The sequence below is a fragment of the Arthrobacter sp. B0490 genome (genome assembly GCF_002929355.1).
Taxonomy (GTDB): Bacteria; Actinomycetota; Actinomycetes; order Actinomycetales; family Micrococcaceae; genus Arthrobacter_D.
The window spans coordinates 498422-518176 of the sequence record NZ_PJIR01000001.1 but is presented as its reverse complement, the minus strand read 5'-3'; the positions used below and the strand labels follow the sequence as shown (position 1 = coordinate 518176).

Below are 19755 nucleotides of genomic sequence, written 5' to 3'. Positions count from 1 at the left end.
GTGAGCACTGTCACCGGAATAGGGGCCCCGCCCCGATGGTTCTAGACTGGCAGAGCCCGCGGGTGGTACCCGCCGAAGGCCCCTACCCCCACCGCCATCGGGCGACAGTGAAAGAGGCGCAGCAGTGAGCCAGCAGTCAGGCCAGAACGAGACCCACGACCCCTTCGGATTCATCGGCCTGACGTACGACGACGTCCTCCTGCTCCCCGGCCACACCGACGTGATCCCCTCGGAGGCGGACACGTCGTCGCGCATCTCCAAGCGCATCACCGTGAGGACGCCGCTGCTCTCCTCGGCCATGGACACCGTGACCGAGGCCCGCATGGCCGTAGCGATGGCCCGTCAGGGCGGGCTCGGCGTCATCCACCGCAACCTGTCCGTGCAGGACCAGGCGGACCAGGTGGACCGCGTGAAGCGCAGCGAATCCGGCATGATCACCAACCCGCTGACCGTCGGCCCCGACGCCACGCTGCAGGAGCTCGACGAGCTCTGCGGCCACTACCGGGTCTCCGGCCTGCCGGTCGTGGACGAGGCCGGGCACCTCCTCGGCATCGTCACCAACCGCGACACGCGCTTCGTGCTCGAACGCGACTTCCCGCGCATGCTGGTCCGCGACGTCATGACGAAGATGCCCCTCGTCACGGGCAAGGTGGGTATCAGCGGCGACGACGCCATCAACCTCCTCGCGGCGAACAAGATCGAGAAGCTCCCGCTCGTCGACGACGAGGGCGTCCTCCGGGGCCTCATCACCGTCAAGGACTTCACCAAGGCAGAGCAGTACCCGCTCTCCACCAAGGACGACGACGGCCGCCTGCGCGTCGGCGCGGCCATCGGCTTCTTCGGCGACGGCTGGGAGCGTGCCATGACCCTCGTCGAGGCCGGCGTCGACGCCCTCTTCGTCGACACCGCCAACGGCCACAGTGCCGGCGTGCTCGAGATGATCGCGCGCCTCAAGGCGGAGAAGTCCCTGCGCCACGTGGACATCATCGGAGGCCAGGCGGCCACCCGCGAGGGCGCGCAGGCCCTGATCGACGCCGGCGCCGACGGCATCAAGGTGGGCGTGGGTCCGGGATCCATCTGCACCACGCGCGTCGTCGCGGGCGTGGGCGTCCCCCAGGTCACCGCCATCTACGAATCCGCGAAGGCCGCGATCCCCGCGGGCGTCCCCGTCATCGCCGACGGCGGCCTCCAGTACTCCGGCGACATCGGCAAGGCCATCGTCGCCGGTGCGGACACCGTGATGCTCGGCTCGCTCCTGGCAGGATCCGCCGAGGCGCCGGGGGAGCTGATCTTCGTCAACGGCAAGCAGTTCAAGACCTACCGCGGCATGGGCTCGCTCGGTGCCATGCAGACCCGCGGCAAGAACACCTCCTACTCCAAGGACCGCTACTTCCAGGCGGACGTCTCGGGCGACGACAAGCTCATCCCCGAGGGCATCGAGGGGCGCGTCGCCTACAGAGGCCCCCTCGCCTCCGTGGCCTACCAGCTCGTCGGGGGGCTGCGGCAGACCATGTTCTACACCGGGGCGCGCACCATCCCCGAGCTGAAGGCCAAGGGCAAGTTCGTGCGCATCACGGCGGCCGGCCTCAAGGAATCCCACCCGCACGACATCCAGATGACGGTCGAGGCACCCAACTACGGCTCCAAGTAGCCCGGCCCGGCCCGCAGCGCTCCGTCCGGTGACCGTCCACCGCCCGGGAGGGGGCACGGCATGAGCGGACTCCCGCAGCCCGAGGTCGTCGCTCGCCGCAAGCTCCGCCTCGGCCCGTACGCCCGCGCCGTCGGGCAGGTGCTGGTGGTGAGCGCGAAGGCGTCGCCGGGCGCCGTCGCCATGAAGGTCGCCGGATCGCTGATCTCCGCGGTCCTGCCGCTCGTCACCACCTACTTCGCCTCCCTGACGACGACGGCGCTCGCCGCTGCGTACGCGGGCGAGCCGGACGCGGGCCGGTCCGCCGTCGTCTACGTGATCGTCACGGCCGTCCTCGGGCTCCTGTGGGGCGCCTTCACCAGCGTGGACCGCTACATCCAGCAGGTCCTGAGCTTCCGTGTCGGTGCCATCGTGGGGGACCGCATGTACGACAGGTTCCTGGCGCTCGAGTTCTGGCGCTACGACGACAAGGAGACGGTGGACCTCTACGACAGGGCCCGCCGCTTCTCCGACTCCTACGCCAGGGTCCTCGACCGCATCGCCGCGATCTTCACGCAGCTGGTCTCCGTGGTCCTCGCGATCGGGGCCCTGCTGCTGGTCAGCTGGTGGGTCGCGCTGATCGTGCTCGTCGCCATCGTCCCCAGCGTCTACCTGCAGTTCCGTCTCTCCCGCGAGCAGATGGCGCACTGGAACACGCAGGTGGACTCCCGGCGGCAGCGGCGCATGATCGAGACGAACCTGATGAAGCCGCAGAACATCGCCGAGATGCGGCTCTACGGGATCGTCCGGTACCTCATGGACCTGCGGTCCACGCTGCGGGACGCCGACGAGAAGCGGCGCCTCGACTTCCAGAAGCGGTACATCCCCAAGCAGCTCCTCGCCGACGCCCTGCAGTACGGGGCGGAACTGCTGGCCCTCGTCTGGATCGTGGGGCAGATCATCGCCCGGGCCCAGCCCGTCGGCCAGTTCCTCTACGTCCAGCAGATCGTGAGCCGGGCGCTCGGCACGGCCAACAACCTCGTCTCCTCCCTCAGCTCCATCGACGAGGACCTCGCCAACCTCAAGGACTACGAGCAGTTCATGGATTTCCCGCTGTCCACCGGAGCCCCCGGCCGGCTGGACGCGGCACCCGCCGTCGTCGAACTCCGCGACATCCACTTCACGTACGCCGGCGGCGAGGCCGAGGTCCTCAAGGGCATCTCGATGTCCTTCGAGCGGGGGACGCACGTGGCCGTGGTCGGTGAGAACGGCGCCGGGAAGTCGACGCTGGTGCGGGTCCTCGCGGGCCTCTACCAGCCGAGCAGGGGAGAGGTGCTGCTCGACGGACGGGACCTGCGCGGGATCGGGATCGACGACTGGCACCAGCACCTCGCCGTCATGTCGCAGGACTTCCTGCGGTACGAATTCGCCACCGCGGCCAACAACATCTACTTCGGCGACGTCCACCGGCCGCGCGACGACGAGCGGGTCCGGCGGGCAGCGGAGGACGCCGATGCCGCGGATTTCATCGGCAGGATGCCCAACGGGTACGACAACTACGTGAGCAACTGGATGGAGGACCCCCGCGGACGGAAGGGCAGCGGACTGTCCGGCGGACAGTGGCAGCGGCTCGCGATGGCCCGGAACTTCTACCGGGACGCGCCCTTCATCGTGATGGACGAGCCGACGTCGGCGATCGACGCCCTCGCCGAGCACAGGATCTTCACGCGGCTCTTCGCCGACCGCTCGCGGACCATCATCGCGATCAGCCACCGGCTGGCCACCATCGAGAAGGCCGACCTCGTGTACATGGTGGAGGACGGCCGCGTCGTCGAATCGGGGACGCACCGCGAACTGGTGGCGCTGCGGGGCCGCTACTACAGGATGTTCGAGAGCCAGCTGCCCGAGGGCTGAGGGGGCGTTCCCGGGGGCGCCTGCAGGGCTGCGTCAGCGTCCGCGTCCGGGTCGGCGGACGGAGCGCGCAGCCAGGAGGCACTCGGACGGGGTGGGACAGGTTGGGGAGGTCGGGGGTGCCCGGGGATCAACAGATCGCGGATCCACCCCTCCGGCAGCCGCGGCGTCGTCCTTTCGATCTGCCGCGGGGCGCGCTCGGCGGGGTCCGTCCGGACCCCGCCGCATGCCGTCCGCCGGCTCCCCTGCGGCCGCCGGGCGGGGCGGTGTCAGCCGACGGACTGGGCGAGCTGCAGGAGGTTGCCCACGGTGTCGTCGAGGACCGCGACGATGACGGGCCCCATCTCGGTGGGAGGTTGCGTGAACGTCACGCCGAGCGCGGACAGGCGGTCGTACTCGGCGCGGACGTCGTCGACCCCGAGCACGCAGAACGGGATCCCGTCCGCGATCAGTGCCTCGGTGAACGGGGCGACAGCAGGATGGCCCTTCGGTTCCAGCGAGATCTGGGGGGCCTCGGGCCGGTCGGGGTCGATCACGGTCAGCCAGCGATGCTCGCCCATGGGTATGTCCGCCGAGACGGCGAAGCCCAGACGGCCGGTGTAGAAGTCGACAGCGCGCTGCTGGTCGTCGACGAAGATGCTCACTGCTTCAAGCTTCATGGTCAGGCCTTCCTGTGGGCCAACGGTCGGTGATCTCGGCCAGTGGCGAGGTGTCGATGGTGTGGAAGCGGTAGCGGCTGCTCCGCTCGGAGTGCACCAGCCCGGCTGCCTCGAGGATGTCGAGATGCTGGGACACCGCCTGCCGCGACGGTGTGAGGTCGTGGTTCATCGCGAGTTTCGTGCACAGCTCGAACAGGGTCTGCCGGTCCCTGCCCAGGAGTTCGTCGAGGAGCGCCCTCCGCGTCTCGTCGGCCAGCGCCCGGTAGATGTCCGTCACAGCCCCACGATAGGCAAGTAAGAGGTTACCTGTAAAGGCTCGTCGGCGGCTTTCCGGGGGGTTCCGGACTCCTGCGGCACGCCCCGGACGGGCTCACCCGGTGTGCGACGCGTCAGCCATCGGCTGCGTGATCCTGCTGGGCGGACCTCTCCTCGTGACCGACCGACTTCTCCTGCAGGAACTGGCACAGGGATGCCGCGATGAGGAGCTCGGCGGCGAGTCCGTGCAGTTCGGCGGCGCTCAGCTCGAAGTCCTCGCTGCGGGCACCGAACGAGACGGACCACCGCGGGTCACCGACGGCGACGGGTTGCATGAAGATCTCCGTGCTGCCGCTCCTGAGCGGCACGATGACCAGCCCGGTGTCGGCGCCGTCAGCTCCGTCCTGCACCACGACGGAGACGAGCGCGCCGCCTTCCCGGGTGGTCCGGAATTCGTCGACCCAGGTCTCCAGGGTCTGCTTGCTGCGGAACGGCATCCCGTCGTCCTTCCTCGATGTCCCTCGTCCGGTGTTCAGGATAGGGTGCGCGGGTCTTCATCCTCGACCATGCTCGTCGTCGATCGGGGCCGCCGCGCCGGGTGCCCGGAGCCGGGGCGGAGGCGCACCGGGTGTGGGACGCTGCCGCGGGTCTGCGCCGGTCGGCCGTCGGTCGGACGCCGGACGGCCGCCCGTCCCGGCGGCGGCGATCCGCACGACGACGCCGGGACGCCGACGGTGCTGGGCTAACCTAGAGCAGTGACTTACGAGATCGAGATCGGCCGGGCCAAGCGCGGACGCAGGGCATATTCGCTGGACGACGTTGCGGTGGTGCCCTCCCGGCGCACCAGGGACCCGCTCGACGTCTCGGTGAACTGGCAGATCGACGCCTACCGGTTCGAGATGCCGGTAGTCGCCGCACCCATGGACTCGGCCATGTCGCCGGCCACCGCCATCGCCATGGGCCGGCTCGGCGGTCTCGGCGTCCTCAACCTCGAGGGGCTGTGGACCCGCTACGAGGACCCGCAGGCCGTCCTGGACGAGATCGCCGGCCTCAGCACCGAGAACTTCAGCCCGGCCGCCACCCGCCGGCTGCAGGAGCTGTACAGCGCCCCCATCCGCGCCGAGCTCATCACGAGCCGCCTGGACGAGATCCGCGAGGCCGGCGTCACGGTCGCCGGGTCCCTGACGCCGCAGCGCACCCAGCAGTTCTACAAGACGGTCCTCGCGGCCGGCGTCGACATCTTCGTCATCCGCGGCACCACGGTGTCCGCGGAACACGTGTCCAAGAACGAGCAGCCCCTGGACCTGAAGAAGTTCATCTACGAACTCGACGTCCCCGTCATCGTCGGCGGCGCCGCAGGGTACACGCCCGCCCTCCACCTCATGCGGACGGGCGCAGCCGGTGTGCTGGTCGGGTTCGGCGGCGGTGCGACGACGACGACCCGCCGGGCGCTCGGCATCCACTCGCCCCTCGCCTCCGCCATCGCCGACGTCGCCGGTGCCCGCCGCGACTACATGGACGAATCCGGCGGCCGCTACGTGCACGTCATCGCCGACGGCGGCATGGGCGCCAGCGGCGACATCGTGAAGGCCATCGCCATGGGAGCCGACGCCGTCATGCTCGGCTCGGCGCTCGCCCGCGCCGAGGAGGCGCCCGGGAAGGGCTGGCACTGGGGCCAGGAGGCGCACCACCACGAACTCCCGCGCGGCGACAGGGTCAACATCGGCACCGTCGGCCCCCTGCAGGAAGTGCTCTGGGGCCCCTCCCACCACACCGACGGTTCGTCCAACCTGATCGGCGCCCTCCGACGGGCCATGGCCACCACCGGGTACTCCGACCTCAAGGAGTTCCAGCGGGTGGAAGTGGTCCTCTCGCCCTACGCCTCGACCGACTGACCCTTCCCGACGGGGTCCGCACCGCAGGGAGCAGGCCCCGCCGGAGCGGGAGGCACACCCTCGGGCAGCAGGCGACGTCCTCGGCGGGACCGGGCGCCGAAGGTGCGCGGCAGGTGGTCCCGCTAAGCTAGGAGGGCCGGGGGAGGCCGTCGACGGCGGCCGGTCACCCGGCGGCCACGGCCGGCGGGAACATCGAAAGGCACACTGTGAGCGACTTGTCCCTCGAGCTGCACGACGCCGTACTCACCACCCCCGACCTCGTGATCCTCGAGATGGAAGCGGTCTCGAAGGAGGACGCGGCAGCCCAGCTGGCGGGGCGCCTGCATGCAGCGGGGCGCATCTCCGACCTGCAGGCATTCCTCGACCAGGTCAACTCGCGCGAGCACCAGATGGCTACGGGCCTGCCGGGCGGGGTCGGACTGCCGCACGCACGCAGCGAGTACGTGAACCAGACCTCGATCGCCGTCGGAGTCACGCGCTTCGGCCACAGCCTGGACTTCGGCGCCGTCGACGGCCCGGCCACGCTCGTGCTCCTCATGGCCACCCCCGCGCAGTCCTTCTCGGAGCACCTCGAGGTGCTCGCCACGATCGCCCGCAGTCTGTTCAAGGAGAACTTCCGCGAGTCGCTGCGCAGGGCGCACGACGCCGAGGTGATCGCCGAGCTGATCAACTCCTCGCTGGTGTTCTTCGACCACTAGGCCCTGCCGTCCGGCGCTACTCGCTCCGCCAGGAGTGCCACAGCGAGGCGTACGCGCCGTCCAGCGCCAGCAGTTCGTCGTGGGATCCCAGCTCCGCGATGCGCCCCTCCTCCACGACGGCCACACGGTCAGCGTCGTGCGCCGTGTGGAGCCGGTGGGCGATGGCGATGACGGTGCGCCCCTCGAGGACGGCGTTGAGGGAGCGCTCGAGGTCGCGCGCGGCCTGCGGGTCGATCAGCGACGTCGCCTCGTCCAGCACCAGGGTGTGCGGATCGGCGAGGATCAGCCGGGCCAGCGCCAACTCCTGGGCCTGGGCGGGCGTGAGCTCGTGCGCCCCGGATCCCACCTCCGTCTCCATCCCCTCCGGGAGCTGCTTCACCCAGTCGAGCGCGCCGACGCTGCGCAGGGCCTCCTCGATCTCGCCGTCGCCCGCGTCCGCCCGGCCGAGCCGCACGTTGTCGGAGACGGAGCCCACGAAGACGTGGTGCTCCTGCGTCACGAGTGCCACCTCGCGGCGCAGGTCGTCGAGCGGCCGGTCGACCAGGGGGACACCGCCCACCGTCACGGAGCCGGACGTCGGCGGGTGGATGCCCGCGATCAGCCGTCCCAGCGTGGACTTGCCCGCGCCGGACGGGCCGACGACGGCGAGTCGCTCGCCCCGCACCAGCGTGAGGTCGATGCCGTGCAGCACATTGTGGCCCGGCCGGTACGCGTAGGTCGCCGCGGACACCACGATGTCCTCGTTGGCGGGTTGCGCCGCCGTCGCCTCACGGTCGGGCTCGACGTCCTTGATGCCGATGATGCGGGCGAGGGACGCGGCTCCCACCTGGATCTCGTCGGTCCACATGATGAGCAGGTCCACCGGGTCGATCAGGCGGACGGCGAACAGCGCCACGGCGGCCACGGCGCCCGGCGTGACGACGCCCTGGCCCGCGAGCCAGCCGCCCCACAGCAGGACGGCGGCGGCGGGCAGCCAGAAGGCGATGTCCGCGGCAGGGAAGAGGACCGAACGCAGCCAGAGCGTGTACCGCTCCGCCCGGAAGCTCCTGCCGAGTGCGTCGTCGAGGTCCTGGCGACGCAGCGCGCCGAGACTCAAGGCGTCGACGGTCCGGGCACCCTCGATGGTCTCGGTGATCGTCCCGTTCACCACGGCGTAGGTCTCGCGCTCGCGCATGTAGCCGCCGGCGCTCCGCTGCAGGTACCAGCGGGTCACGGGCCAGAGCAGCGGCAGACCCACGAGGAGCCCGAGCGACAGCACGGGCGAGGTGACGACGGCGGCGCCGAGGGTCAGGAGGATGGTCACCACCGAGACGACGACCTGCGGCACGCCGAAGCGCACGGTGTGGGACACCGCGTCGATGTCGTTCGTCGTCCTGGCGACGAGGTCGCCCGTGCCCGCCTTCTCCACCGTGGAGAGCGGGAGCGCGGTGACGTCCTCCATGAAGTCCTCGCGCAGCTCCGCGAACACGCGCTCGCCGAACACCATGCCGGACCGCACCGCGTACCGGCGCAGCACCGACTGCACCACGAGGAACCCGAGCATCCCGAGGGAGACGGACGCCACGAAGGACGGCGTCGTCCCGGCAGCCAGGGCGTCGATGAGGAGGCCGAGCAGCAGCGGTCCGGCGAGGCCCGCGACCGCCGACCCGACGTACAGGGCGATCACCGCGCCGAGGCTCCGCCGGTGGTGGCGGATGAGGCGCGAGGCCTCGTCGCGGACGGACTTCGGGCCGGCGACGGGAAGCGTGGCCGTGCTACTCACTGCGGATCACCACGTTCCTGTAGGTGCTGCTGCCGGCCATGAGGTCCTTGTGGCTGCCCTGTGCGCTGACGCGGCCGTCCTCGAGGAGGACCACGCGGTCCACGACCCGCAGCAGCAGCGGGCTCGCGGTGACGATGACGGTGGTCCTGCCGTCCCGCCGTCGTGCGCCGCCCAGGCGGGAGGCGATGCGCTGCTCGGTGTGGGCATCGACGGCGCTCGTCGGCTCCACGAGGACGAGGTTCTCCGCGTCGGTGAGGTAGGCCCGCGCGAGGACCAGGCGCTGGCGCTGGCCGCCCGAGAAGCCCCGGCCGCGCTCGGTGACCTCATGGTCCAGGCCGCCCTCGAGCCCGTCGAGGATGTCCAGGGCACTCGCGTCCTCGAGGGCCGCGAGGACGGCGGCGTCGTCGTGCCGGCCCTGCGGGTCGAGCTGTGCGCGGAGGGACCCGCTGAAGAGCTGCGGCGCGGCCTCGCTGACCACGATGCGTGCCCGGATGTCCGCCAGCGGCACGTGCCGGAGGTCGACGGCACCCCACCGCACCGTCGCCTCCTCGAGGACGGCGTCCTCGAACCGGCCGAGGCGCGTCACGGCGTCGGTCGACTCCGCGGGCTCCCGCGACACGACGGCGGTGATCAGCCCCGGTTCGACGACGACCCCCGACCGCTCGTCGACGAGGACGGCTCCCGGCGGCGGTGCGGTCACCGGCGTGGCGCTCTCGGCGACGTTCGCGTCCACCGACAGCACCGCGATGATCTTCCGGGCGCCGACGTGGGCGCGGATGAAGCGGGCCACGGAGTCGGCGGCCGCGCGGATGGGTGTCATGAGGAAGATCGAGAATCCGTAGAGGGCCACGAGCTCCCCGGGCGTGATGTCGCCGTCGAGGACCAGTGTCGCCCCCACCCAGGTGAAGACCACGCTGAAGGTCCCGGCGATGAAGACCTGGGAGGCCTCGAGGTCGGCGAGGGAGCGGGCCACCCTGATGCCCGAGTCGCGGGTCGCCGTCGACCTGTCGCGGTAGCGGTCCACGAAGATGTGCTCGCCGCCGATGCCGCGCAGCACGCGCAGTCCTGCCACGGTGTCCGCACCGACCGCGGTCATCCTGCCGGACGCCTCGCGCTGCTCGCGCTGCCGCGCCTGCATGGGCCGCACCACGAAGAGGAGGAGCCCGCAGCACACGGGCACGCCGACGAGCACGACGACGCCGAGCACGGGGGAGGTCTGCCAGATCAGGACGGTGACCACGAGCCAGGCGGCCGCCGCCCCGGCGAGCCGCGTGAGCACCTCGTACACCTCGCCGAGCCGGAAGGCGTCGGAGGCGGCGGTGGAGACGACCTCGCCCGTCGACAGCGCAGTGGGCAGGGCGTCGCCGGTCCGGCTGATCTTGTGCCCCACGAGGCGCACGGAGCTGAACGCGGCCTGCATCCAGTTGCTGACGCCCGCGCGGTGCGTCGCGGTGTCGGAGACGGCCTGGACCACCATGAGTCCCAGCAGAGCACCTGCCCATCCGAGCAGCGCGCCCGTGTCGCCCCCGATGACGCCGTCGTCGAGGGCCCTGCCGAGGACGAAGGGCATGACGGCCTGCGACGCCATCCAGACGGTGCCCAGGAGGATCCCCGCCGCGAGGGTCGCCTTCTGCTGCGCGCCGATCCACAGCAGGTAGCGCGCAGGGGAGCGCAGATCCGGCGGGCCGGTCAGGGGGTAGGGAAAGGAGCGCACGAGGGTCCATCCTAGACCGCATCCGACCCCAGTGATAGGGATATGCCAATCACTTTTCGGGCCGCCGGGGTCGCCACGTCCGGTCCCGGCCGTATTCGTTGTTCTACACGGGCACGAAGTACCGTTGAGGGGTGTTGAAAACCGCGCTCAAGCCTCGATGGATCCTCCTGCTGATCCTTGCGATGGCTGCCGCCGCGGTCTTCGTCCTCCTCAGCCGGTGGCAGCTCGACTCCTCCAGGGAGGTGCCGCCGCCCGCACCCAGCACCACGGAGAACGTCCGGCCGCTGACCGGGGTGCTGACGCCGCTGACGCCGCTCTACGCCTCGGCTGCCGACCAGATGGTGTCCGTCGACGGGGCGTTCCTGCCCGGCACCCGGATGCTGGTGCAGAACCGCCTGCTCGACGGCGACGAGGGCCTGTGGGTCGTCCAGGCCCTCGCCGTCGACACGGCCGCGCCCGCCGTCGCGGCCGAGGACGCCGTCATCCCCGTCGTGCTCGGCTGGGTGGCCGAGGCGGAGGACGCGGCAGCCGTGCCGGAGCAGCAGGGGACCGCCGCCGTCGTCGGGCGCCTCCTCCCGCCCGAGGCGCCCGTGGTGCAGCGGAACCCCGACGGGCAGGTGCCGTCGCTCTCCACGGCCGAACTCTCCAACATCTGGGACGAGACCAGCTACGCCGCATTCATCGTCGCCTCCGAGGTGACGGCCGACGGCACCGCCGTACCCTTCACGGAAGGCATGGAGCGGGTGGTCGTCGGCCCGCAGCCGCAGGACACGCCCATCAACTGGCTGAACATCTTCTACGCCATCGAATGGGTCGTCTTCGCGGGCTTCGCCTTCTTCCTGTGGTGGCGCCTCGTCGCCGACGACCACCGACGCACCCTCGAGGACGCGGCCGACGCCGAGGAGGCGCGGCTCGCCGCCGCCCACCCCGCGGCCGGTCCCGACGGCGACTCCGCCGTCGTCCCCTCCCGTCCCGCCGCCGGGACGACCGCCGACAGGACATCCACCGGCATGACATCCACTAAGGAAACCGGAGCCCACCGTGACTGAGCCAGCACTCGACCCCGCCGCGGGAACCGCCCGCCCGGAGGGACGCAGGCCGAAACGGCGCTTCGGCGGCACGCACGCGCAGATCCGCTCCGCGCTCGGGTTCTACCGGGTGCTCGCCTATGCGACCGGCGTCATGCTGCTGCTCGTCGTCGTGGAGATGGTGGCCAAGTACGGGTTCGGCTCCGAGATCGTGGCCGGCGGGGGAGCGTTCATCCAGTTCCTGCCCGAGGTCGTCGCCGAGACCGCCGGCGGGGTGAACCTCTCGACGGCCGTCCTGATCGTGCACGGGTGGCTCTACGTCGTGTACCTCATCGCCGACTTCCGGCTGTGGCAGCTGATGCGCTGGCCGTTCGGCCGCTTCGTCCTCATCGCGCTCGGCGGCGTCGTGCCCCTGCTGTCCTTCTTCGTGGAGAAGCGGATCCACCGCCAGGCCGAGGAGGACCTCGCCGCGCACCCCGAGACCGCACCGCGGTACTGATGCCCGCGCCCGGGCGGAACGGCGGCGTCACGGCCCGGACCTGATGTGCGACGCCGGGTACACGCGGACTATTGTTGACGGGTGACTACCCCCGAGAACGGCTCCGAGCACCGTCCTGTCCTCGTCGTTGACTACGGCGCGCAGTACGCCCAGCTGATCGCGCGCCGCGTCCGTGAGGCGGACGTCTACTCCGAGATCGTCCCGCACACGCTCAGCACGCAGGAGATCCTCGCGAAGAACCCTTCGGCGATCATCCTCTCGGGCGGGCCGTCGAGCGTCTACGCAGAGGGCGCCCCCCGGATCGACCGGGACCTGTTCGAGGCCGGCGTGCCCGTGCTCGGCATCTGCTACGGCTTCCAGGCCATGGCCGACGCGCTCGGCGGGACCGTCGCGAGGACGGGCCTGCGGGAGTACGGGTCGACGGACGTGCGTTCCGACGGTGCCTCACGCTCCATCCTCGCCGGGACCCCCGAGCAGCAGAACGCGTGGATGAGCCACGGCGACAGCGTGCAGGCCGCCCCGGAGGGCTTCGACGTCCTCGCCAGCACCGCCGGCGCACCCGTCGCCGCTTTCGCGAACGAGGACAAGGCCCTCTACGGCGTGCAGTGGCACCCGGAGGTCAAGCACTCCCAGCACGGCCAGGCCGTGATCGAGAACTTCCTCTTCCGCGGCGCACGCCTCGACCCGAACTGGACCACCCGCAACATCCTCGAGGAGCAGGTGGACCGCATCCGCGATCAGATCGGCGACGCGCGGGTCATCTGCGGGCTCTCCGGAGGCGTCGACTCCGCCGTCGCCGCCGCGCTCGTGCAGCGTGCGGTCGGCGACCAGCTCACGTGTGTCTTCGTGGACCACGGACTGCTGCGCGAGGGAGAGGCGGAGCAGGTGGAGCGCGACTTCGTCGCCGCGACCGGAGTCAGGCTCTACGTCGCCAACGAGCAGGAGCGTTTCCTCGCGGCCCTCGCGGGCGTCTCCGACCCCGAGAGCAAGCGCAAGATCATCGGCCGCGAGTTCATCCGGGCCTTCGAGGAGGCCGAACGGGCCATCATGCGCGAGGCGGAGGCCGAGGGCGAGCCGATCCGGTTCCTCGTGCAGGGAACCCTCTACCCCGACGTCGTCGAGTCGGGCGGAGGGGAGGGCGCCGCGAACATCAAGAGCCACCACAATGTGGGCGGACTGCCCGAGGACCTCCAGTTCGAACTCGTCGAACCGCTCCGCACCCTCTTCAAGGACGAGGTGCGCGCCGTCGGCGCCCAGCTCGGCCTGCCCGCGGAGATCGTCGGCCGGCAGCCGTTCCCCGGCCCGGGTCTGGGCATCAGGATCGTCGGCGACGTGACCGAGGAGCGCCTGGCTCTGCTCCGCAAGGCCGACGCGATCGCCCGCGCCGAGCTCACCGCGGCCGGCCTCGACAACGACGTCTGGCAGATGCCCGTGGTGCTGCTCGCCGATGTCCGCAGCGTCGGCGTCCAGGGGGACGGACGGACCTACGGGCATCCGATCGTGCTGCGCCCGGTGTCCAGCGAGGACGCCATGACCGCGGACTGGTCACGCCTCCCGTACGACCTCCTCGCGCGCATCTCCAACCGGATCACCAACGAGGTCGACGGCGTCAACCGCGTGGTGCTCGACGTGACGAGCAAGCCCCCGGGAACCATCGAGTGGGAGTAGGCGGATCCGGAAGGGGTGTCGCACCCACTTCCGTCCGCCCGGGCCGCGTTGCTATCCGCGGGGTCCGATCGCTTTTCGGATAGCTTGGAAGATATGCCCATCTGGTCGAGATCAGCACGTGACAATGCAGGGAAGAAGGCGGCCGTGCCGGAGCAGGACCAGCGGGATGCGGCGGGATCCCCCGCGGATCAGCCGCAGGGAGACCAGCAGGGCGGCGGGTCGGGCCAGCAGCGCCCGGCCACGCCCGGGAGTGCGGCGTCCGCGCAGGAGTTCCTCGTGCCGTGGCTCGAAGGCCTCGGCCCCCAGGCCAGCGGGGACACGCTCCTGCACTTCCGGCCCTCCGCCGGCACGAGCATCGACCTGACGCACGCCCACCCCTCCGGACTGGCGCAGCTCCTCGCCGGCAGGCGCACGCGCCTGTCCACCCTGCTCCGCGACCCCGTCCAGTACAGTGCCGCCAAGGCAGCGGCCCGTGCGCTCCGCGCGAAGATCTTCGAACTCGGCACCGAGCGGGGCATCGACGTCGGCTACCTCGCCGCCGGGACCGCGTCCTGGCGGTCCGTGGACGACTCGGGCCGCTCCGAGACGCTGAACGCCCCCGTGCTCCTCACCGCGATCTCTCTGACGGTGCATGCCTCGCAGGACGACTACGAGCTGCAGATCACCGAGCAGGCCGGCATGAACCCGGCGCTCGTCCGGCACCTGCGGAACCAGCAGGGCCTCCGCGTGGATCCCGCCGGTATCGCCCGTCTCGCCTATGGCACCGCGCGCTTCGATCCGCACCCCGTCCTCGAGCGCATGAGGGCGCTGAGCGAGGGCGTCCGGGGCATGTCCGTGGAACACCGGATCCTGGTCTCCACCTTCGCCGACCTCGCAGGGGTCAAGGGCGATCCCGCCCTGCGCCCCGACCATCCCGTCCTCGGCGCCCTGCTGGGCTCGGCCAGGGGGGACGCCGACGCGTCGACAGCCCTCGCCGGCGTCGCCGACGGTCTGCAGTTCCCGCCCGCCGACGAGCGGGACCCGGCTGCGGAGATCCTGATCCTCGACGCGGACAGGGCGCAGCAGGAGGTCCTCGACCTCGCATCCGCGGGCGTCAGCGTGGTCGTGGCCACACCTCCCGGGACGGGGCAGACCCAGACCGCGCTGAACGTCGCGGCCCGTGCCGCGGCCGAGGGCAGGCGCGTCGTGATCGCGGCCGAGCGCCGCGGCTCCCTCAACGAGTTCGTGCAGGACCTCGACGGGCTCGGCCTGGGCTCGCTCGTGCTCCAGGTCGGCAGCCAGACCGGGCCTGCGCAGCTCCGCGAAGCCGTCATCCGCGCCCTGGTCCGCAACGAGAAGTCCGTCGAGCCCCGGCTCGAGACGCTCCACTCCACCCTGACCGGCCACCGCCATCAGCTCATGGAGCACGTGCGCAGCCTGCATGACATCCGCAGCCGATGGGGCTGCTCGCCCTACCAGGCCATGCAGTCCCTCGCCGGCCTCACCGCCCTGGACCCGGCGCCGTCCACCACGGTGCGTCTGAAGCGGAGCGTCCTGGACTCCATCACCGACCGCGGGGAGCTCACGGAGCGGCTCCAGCGGGCGGCCGAGCTCGGCAGTTTCAGCAGGGCGTCGACGGAGAGCCCCTGGTACGGCGCGCAGCTCCTCAACCGCAAGGAGACCGAACACGCGCACGGCCTCGCCGGGCAGCTCGCGACCGAGATCCCGGACCTCCGCGACGAGGTGCAGCGCGTGGCCGAGCACTCCCACATCACGCTCGGCGGGACCTTCAGGGAGTGGGGCGAGCAGCTCGAACTCCTCGTCGCGGTCCGTGAGAGCCTGGACAAGTTCACGCCCGACATCTTCGACCGGCCCGTCACCGACCTCATCTCCGCCACAGCGCCGTCGTCCTGGCGGAAGGAACGCGACATCGAGATGAGCTCCATGACGCGGTCCCGGCTGCGGCGCGTCGCCAAGGAGTACATCCGGCCCGGGGTGCACATCTCCGACCTCCACACGTCCCTGCGCGAGGTCCAGCAGCAGCGCACGCTGTGGACGCGCTACGCCCTGACCGAACGGCACCCCTCCGTCCCCACGGGCCTCGCCGAGATCCACGCGTCCTACCGGACCGTCGAGGTGCGGCTCGCCGAGCTGACCGCGGTCCTCCGGCCGACCTCCAGCAGCCCGGACCTCGCCTCCCTGGACCTGGACGTCCTCGAGACCCTCCTGCGGGACCTCGCCGGGGACAAGGACACGCTCGCCACCCTGCCCGAGCGCACGCTGCTGCTCGACGAGATGCGCGAGCAGGGCCTCGCCGAGCTGCTCGAGGACCTCGCCGCACGCGAGGTGCCCGCCGACCGCGTCGGCCACGAGCTCGAACTGGCCTGGTGGCAGTCCGCCCTCGAGGCGATGATCAGCGGCGACGACTACCTCGCCATGTCCGACGGCGACAGCCTGCGCAGGCTCGAGGCGGAGTACCGCCTCGCGGACAACGCGCACATCGCCTCCGGGCCGGCCCGTATCCGCTGGACGCTCGGCGAACGCTGGCGCTCCGCCGTCGCCACCCACGCGGAGGATGCCGCCCGCCTCCGGCAGGAGCTCAAGGACGGGACCCTCACCCTCGAGAGCTTCGCCGGCCTGCACCGCGAGATCGTGGCCGCGCTGCTGCCCGTCTGGGCCGTGAGCCCGCTGACCATCAGGGGTGCGGTGCCCGAGGGGTGCACGTTCGACACCGCGGTGATCCTCGACGGCGAATCGATGTCGCTGCAGAGCGCCGTGCCGTGCATCGCGCGGTCCTCGCAGGTGGTCGTCTTCGGCGACGACCGGCTGGCGGGGCCGACCCGCTTCAGCATCGAGGTGCAGTCGGCCGATCGCGCCTCCACCCTCGAGCCCCTGCCCAGCGCCTTCGACGCCCTGCGCGAGGTGCTCCCCGTACGCGGGCTCACGGAGATCTATCGAGGCGTCGACCGGGGTCTCGACACCTACCTGAGCGAGTCCTTCTACGACGGCAAGCTCTCCCGCCTGCCGCAGGCCTCCGAGGTCACCGGCAGCGGTCGAGGGCTCGTGGTCGAGTACCTGCCGAACGGCACCGGCATGCCGAGCTCGGAGCACGACGGCGTCGAGAGCGTCGCCGTCGAGGTGAACCGCGTCGTCGAGCTGGTCTTCGAGCACATCCGGCGTCGCCCGCACCTCACCCTCGCCGTCGTCACCGCCAGCTCGCGGCACGCTGCCCGTGTGGGTGAGGCGATCCGCCTCCAGATGACCGAGTTCCCCTGGGCCGCCGACTTCTTCACGCCGGGCCGGGAGGCGTTCCGCGTCGTGCCCGTCGAACGGGCAGGAGGGCTGGTCCGCGACGACATCATCTTCTCGCTCGGCTACGGCCGCACGCCCCACGGGCGCGCGCTGCACTCCTTCGGTCCGCTGTCCGGTCCGAACGGCCGGCGCAACTTCGTCATGGCGATGACGCGCGCACGGCGGCTCCAGCACGTGCTGACCTGCTTCGAACCGTCGGACCTCGATCCGGACCGGCTCACCACGGGCGCGCTGGACTTCTTCGAGCTGCTGCAGCGCGAGCTGGGAGGCGACGCCGGGCGGATCCCGGCCGCCGCGGGCAGCAACGAGGACCCCCTCGTCGCGGACCTCGTGGACCGCCTGCGCTACCGTGGCGCCGAGGTGTGGGACCACTACGCCGGCGTCCTCGACATCGTCGCGGTGCGCCCGGCGGACGTCCGCGCCGACGGCAGCGCGGCGACGGTGCAGGACGAGCGCCCCGCCCCGCTGGCGATCGAGTCCGACGGGACCGCCCGGTACGGGTCGATGTCCGTGCGGGAACGCAGCAGGCTGCGCCCGCAGGTCCTCGAACGCATGGGCTGGCGCTACCTGCCGCTGTGGACCATCGAGGTCTTCACGGACCCGGACGGGTGCGCGGAACGAGCGTCCGCCGTGCTCGGCCTTCCGCCCCTGGAGACCTCCGACCAGCCCAGGACGCGAAAGGACGCCGCGAGGATGCGCAAGGACGACCAGCACCCCGGCCGCGGGACCAACGTCGGCCGCGAGCCCGGCGAACCGGCCGAGGCGCCGTCCCTGCCGACGACGGCGGGCGAGGACGACCCCCGCTCCTGGGGCGACACCGAGGACGACCACGATGCGTGGCTCGAGGAGCAGCGGCCCCCGCACTGGGGCTGACCTGCGGGATGCTGCGGGCGGTGCGCCGTCCCAGCGGATCAGGATCCCGTCGTGAGCACGAGGTGGACGTCGCCCGAGCTGGAGGACCCGGCCAGGGCGGCTGCGTCGTCCTCGCCTGCGGCGACGACGACGAGCCCGGTGTCGCCATCGGCGCCGGGCCAGGTGCCGGGTGCGCCGGAGTCGGTCCACAGCACGGCGACCGACCGGGCGAGGAGCGTGGATTCCGCGGGCGCGTCGTAACCGTCGCCGGTGCTCAGCACGACGTCCACGAGCTGGCCGGGAACCAGGAGCTGCACGATGCCGGGATCGGCCGGCCGGAGCGGGACCGCGACGGTGCCGGGGGCGGTGCCGGTCAGCAGCCCGTCGCCCACGAGCGCGGTGGCGGGGATGGGTGCGCCCTGCAGCAGGGGAGTGGCCAGCTGCTGGCCCACGAGCTGGTCCGGCCGCCCGAAGGCCCGGCCGGCCACGGCCGTCTCGGGCAGCCGGACGAGACCGACGTCCGCCTCCGTCAGCACCGTCCCGACCGCGAGGTCACGGGTCGCGGTGACGACGGTCGTCGTCGTGTAGTCGTCCCCCACCATCGCCTCGACGGCGACGCCCGCCGCCACGCTGAGGAACAGGCACGCGAGGAGCCGCTTGCGGCGGTACACCAGACGGCGAAGGCGGTACCGGAAGGAGCCGCCCCGAAGGAGGCCGGTCGGATTCATGGCTCGACCGTAGGCCGGGGAGGCCGACCAGCGCCCCACCCCGGGGACTATGTGGACATCGTCCCTGCCGGCGCCGGGAACGCCGTCGGGGAGGCGGGTGTCCGGATCAGGACGCCGCGGCGCCGGACGAGGACGCCGCGCTGCCCGCCGGAGCGGACGACGCGGGAGCAGCTGAGGAACCGCCCGAGGATGCGGCCGGGGCAGGCGACGGGGACGTGGCGTCCGTGCTCGTCGTCGTGGACCGCGAGTCGTTGCGGTAGAAGCCCGAGCCCTTGAACACCACGCCCACGCTGTTGAACTTCTTGCGCAGTGAGCCCGCGCAGGCCGGGCAGACGGTCAGGGAGTCGTCCGAGAACGACTGCTGGATGTCGAAGGCATGGGCGCAGTCCTTGCAGGCATAGGCGTACATCGGCATGGAAATCCTCCTGGACGGGCTTCGTGGCCCCCGGGCGGCTCTTCCGATCGCTGATCTTGGCACTCTCCGGGGTCGAGTGCCAGTCTACACGGACCCGCCGACCGCTTCGGAGCGGTGCATCCCGTCCGCCGTGAACACCCCGCCCAGCCGCTGGTCGAAGGGTCCGGTGGGGATGACGCCGGCGGGCAGGAGCTCGGACCGGTAGACCACGCCCAGCCGGGCCACGGCTCCGGGGGCGTCCGGCGGATGGGTCGCGAGGAAGCGGTCGTAGTAACCGCCGCCCTGGCCGATGCGGTGCCCGGACCGGTCGACGGCGAGGGCGGGCACGAGGATCAGGCCCACAGCGGCCAGCTCCCCGAAGGGGCGGCGGGGGCCGATCGGCTCGTCGACGGGCGCGCGCACCGATCTCCGCAGGGCGACGCCCGGCACCCAGTCCACCCAGGACAGCCGGTAGGCCGGCTCGCACACGGGCACGACGACGCCGAAGCCGAGGACGTGCAGTTCCTGCAGCAGTTCCGCCGTGTCGGGTTCGGGATCGCGGCCCAGGTACGCCGCGATCGTCGGGCGCCCTCCGGTTCCCGCGTCCGCGGGGAGGGCGGTCGCATACCGGACGACGGAGCGGGCGATGGCCCGCGCCTGGTCGCGCCGGTCGGCAGGCTCGAGCGCCGAACGCGCCGCGCGCAGCGACGCCCGCAGGCGGGGCTTCGCTCTATCACGTTTCTCGAGGGTCATCCCACCATTGTGGCGGGCCGC

At 71.6% G+C, this 19755-nt stretch carries 16 protein-coding genes; 8 read left to right on the top strand and 8 right to left on the bottom strand.

All coding sequences use genetic code 11. The features are described 5' to 3' along the window. The first annotated feature begins 124 nt into the window (after window positions 1-124). On the top strand, window positions 125-1651 hold the full coding sequence (gene guaB / locus CXQ97_RS02320) for an IMP dehydrogenase (protein ID WP_104179204.1): 1527 nt from the start codon (window positions 125-127) through the stop codon (window positions 1649-1651). A 60-nt stretch (window positions 1652-1711) separates the two neighbouring features. After that, the gene (locus tag CXQ97_RS02315) at window positions 1712-3541 is read left to right on the top strand and encodes an ABC transporter ATP-binding protein (RefSeq protein WP_104179203.1); all 1830 of its coding nucleotides are present in this window, start codon (window positions 1712-1714) and stop codon (window positions 3539-3541) included. A gap of 266 nt (window positions 3542-3807) precedes the next feature. Here the strand turns inward: CXQ97_RS02315 and CXQ97_RS02310 are convergent, their stop codons facing one another. The 3 genes from CXQ97_RS02310 to CXQ97_RS02300 all read right to left on the bottom strand — a co-directional run bounded on the left by CXQ97_RS02310 (window position 3808) and on the right by CXQ97_RS02300 (window position 4949). After that, entirely contained in the window at window positions 3808-4197 is a 390-nt protein-coding gene (locus CXQ97_RS02310; RefSeq protein ID WP_104179202.1) for a VOC family protein, read from the bottom strand. Continuing rightward, a complete protein-coding gene (locus CXQ97_RS02305) occupies window positions 4187-4474 on the bottom strand; it encodes a helix-turn-helix transcriptional regulator (RefSeq protein ID WP_104179201.1) in 288 nt (95 codons plus the stop codon). The genes CXQ97_RS02310 and CXQ97_RS02305 overlap by 11 nt, the downstream gene beginning before the upstream one ends. A gap of 112 nt (window positions 4475-4586) precedes the next feature. After that, window positions 4587-4949: a hypothetical protein gene (locus CXQ97_RS02300; RefSeq protein WP_104179200.1), complete on the bottom strand. Its 363-nt coding sequence runs from the start codon at window positions 4947-4949 to the stop codon at window positions 4587-4589. Window positions 4950-5207: 258 nt separating this feature from the next. Here CXQ97_RS02300 and CXQ97_RS02295 point away from each other — a divergent pair, with 258 nt between their 5' ends. Both CXQ97_RS02295 and CXQ97_RS02290 read left to right on the top strand, forming a co-directional pair. Beyond that, the gene (locus tag CXQ97_RS02295) at window positions 5208-6347 is read left to right on the top strand and encodes a GuaB3 family IMP dehydrogenase-related protein (RefSeq protein ID WP_104179199.1); all 1140 of its coding nucleotides are present in this window, start codon (window positions 5208-5210) and stop codon (window positions 6345-6347) included. 206 nt (window positions 6348-6553) lie between these two features. Then, window positions 6554-7045: a PTS sugar transporter subunit IIA gene (locus CXQ97_RS02290; RefSeq protein WP_104179198.1), complete on the top strand. Its 492-nt coding sequence runs from the start codon at window positions 6554-6556 to the stop codon at window positions 7043-7045. A gap of 16 nt (window positions 7046-7061) precedes the next feature. Here CXQ97_RS02290 and CXQ97_RS02285 read toward each other — a convergent pair whose 3' ends face one another. Together CXQ97_RS02285 and CXQ97_RS02280 are read right to left on the bottom strand one after the other, a co-directional pair. Then, complete coding sequence (locus CXQ97_RS02285; protein ID WP_104179197.1) at window positions 7062-8807, bottom strand: ABC transporter ATP-binding protein; 1746 nt, start codon at window positions 8805-8807, stop codon at window positions 7062-7064. Continuing rightward, on the bottom strand, window positions 8800-10521 hold the full coding sequence (locus tag CXQ97_RS02280; protein WP_104179196.1) for an ABC transporter ATP-binding protein: 1722 nt from the start codon (window positions 10519-10521) through the stop codon (window positions 8800-8802). The genes CXQ97_RS02285 and CXQ97_RS02280 overlap by 8 nt, the downstream gene beginning before the upstream one ends. Before the next feature lie 131 nt (window positions 10522-10652). Between CXQ97_RS02280 and CXQ97_RS02275 the strand changes: the two genes are divergently transcribed. The 4 genes from CXQ97_RS02275 to CXQ97_RS02260 all read left to right on the top strand — a co-directional run bounded on the left by CXQ97_RS02275 (window position 10653) and on the right by CXQ97_RS02260 (window position 17880). Then, on the top strand, window positions 10653-11570 hold the full coding sequence (locus CXQ97_RS02275) for an SURF1 family protein (protein WP_258062143.1): 918 nt from the start codon (window positions 10653-10655) through the stop codon (window positions 11568-11570). Continuing rightward, window positions 11563-12048, top strand: coding sequence for a DUF3817 domain-containing protein (locus tag CXQ97_RS02270; RefSeq protein WP_104179194.1), 486 nt, complete (start codon window positions 11563-11565; stop codon window positions 12046-12048). The genes CXQ97_RS02275 and CXQ97_RS02270 overlap by 8 nt, the downstream gene beginning before the upstream one ends. A gap of 81 nt (window positions 12049-12129) precedes the next feature. Then, on the top strand, window positions 12130-13716 hold the full coding sequence (gene guaA / locus CXQ97_RS02265; RefSeq protein WP_104179193.1) for a glutamine-hydrolyzing GMP synthase: 1587 nt from the start codon (window positions 12130-12132) through the stop codon (window positions 13714-13716). 144 nt (window positions 13717-13860) lie between these two features. Next, the gene (locus tag CXQ97_RS02260; protein WP_258062142.1) at window positions 13861-17880 is read left to right on the top strand and encodes a DUF4011 domain-containing protein; all 4020 of its coding nucleotides are present in this window, start codon (window positions 13861-13863) and stop codon (window positions 17878-17880) included. Between the two features lie 38 nt (window positions 17881-17918). Here CXQ97_RS02260 and CXQ97_RS02255 read toward each other — a convergent pair whose 3' ends face one another. From CXQ97_RS02255 to CXQ97_RS02245, 3 genes are all read right to left on the bottom strand, one after another. Continuing rightward, on the bottom strand, window positions 17919-18587 hold the full coding sequence (locus CXQ97_RS02255) for an RcpC/CpaB family pilus assembly protein (protein WP_104179192.1): 669 nt from the start codon (window positions 18585-18587) through the stop codon (window positions 17919-17921). A 106-nt stretch (window positions 18588-18693) separates the two neighbouring features. Then, window positions 18694-19002 carry an FmdB family zinc ribbon protein gene (locus CXQ97_RS02250; RefSeq protein WP_104179191.1) on the bottom strand — a complete coding sequence of 103 codons (309 nt, stop codon included), beginning with the start codon at window positions 19000-19002 and terminating at the stop codon, window positions 18694-18696. Window positions 19003-19086: 84 nt separating this feature from the next. Next, a complete protein-coding gene (locus tag CXQ97_RS02245; protein ID WP_104179190.1) occupies window positions 19087-19734 on the bottom strand; it encodes a 5-formyltetrahydrofolate cyclo-ligase in 648 nt (215 codons plus the stop codon). Between the last annotated feature and the right edge of the window lie 21 nt (window positions 19735-19755).

Bases quoted from the DNA above. Each gene is read 5' to 3' on its own strand.
- CXQ97_RS02315 (WP_104179203.1), top strand. From the start codon at position 1,712: ATGAGCGGACTCCCGCAGCCCGAGGTCGTCGCTCGCCGCAAGCTCCGC.
- CXQ97_RS02310 (WP_104179202.1), bottom strand. From the start codon at position 4,197: ATGAAGCTTGAAGCAGTGAGCATCTTCGTCGACGACCAGCAGCGCGCT.
- CXQ97_RS02300 (WP_104179200.1), bottom strand. From the start codon at position 4,949: ATGCCGTTCCGCAGCAAGCAGACCCTGGAGACCTGGGTCGACGAATTC.
- CXQ97_RS02255 (WP_104179192.1), bottom strand. From the start codon at position 18,587: ATGAATCCGACCGGCCTCCTTCGGGGCGGCTCCTTCCGGTACCGCCTT.
- CXQ97_RS02250 (WP_104179191.1), bottom strand. From the start codon at position 19,002: ATGCCGATGTACGCCTATGCCTGCAAGGACTGCGCCCATGCCTTCGAC.
- CXQ97_RS02245 (WP_104179190.1), bottom strand. From the start codon at position 19,734: ATGACCCTCGAGAAACGTGATAGAGCGAAGCCCCGCCTGCGGGCGTCG.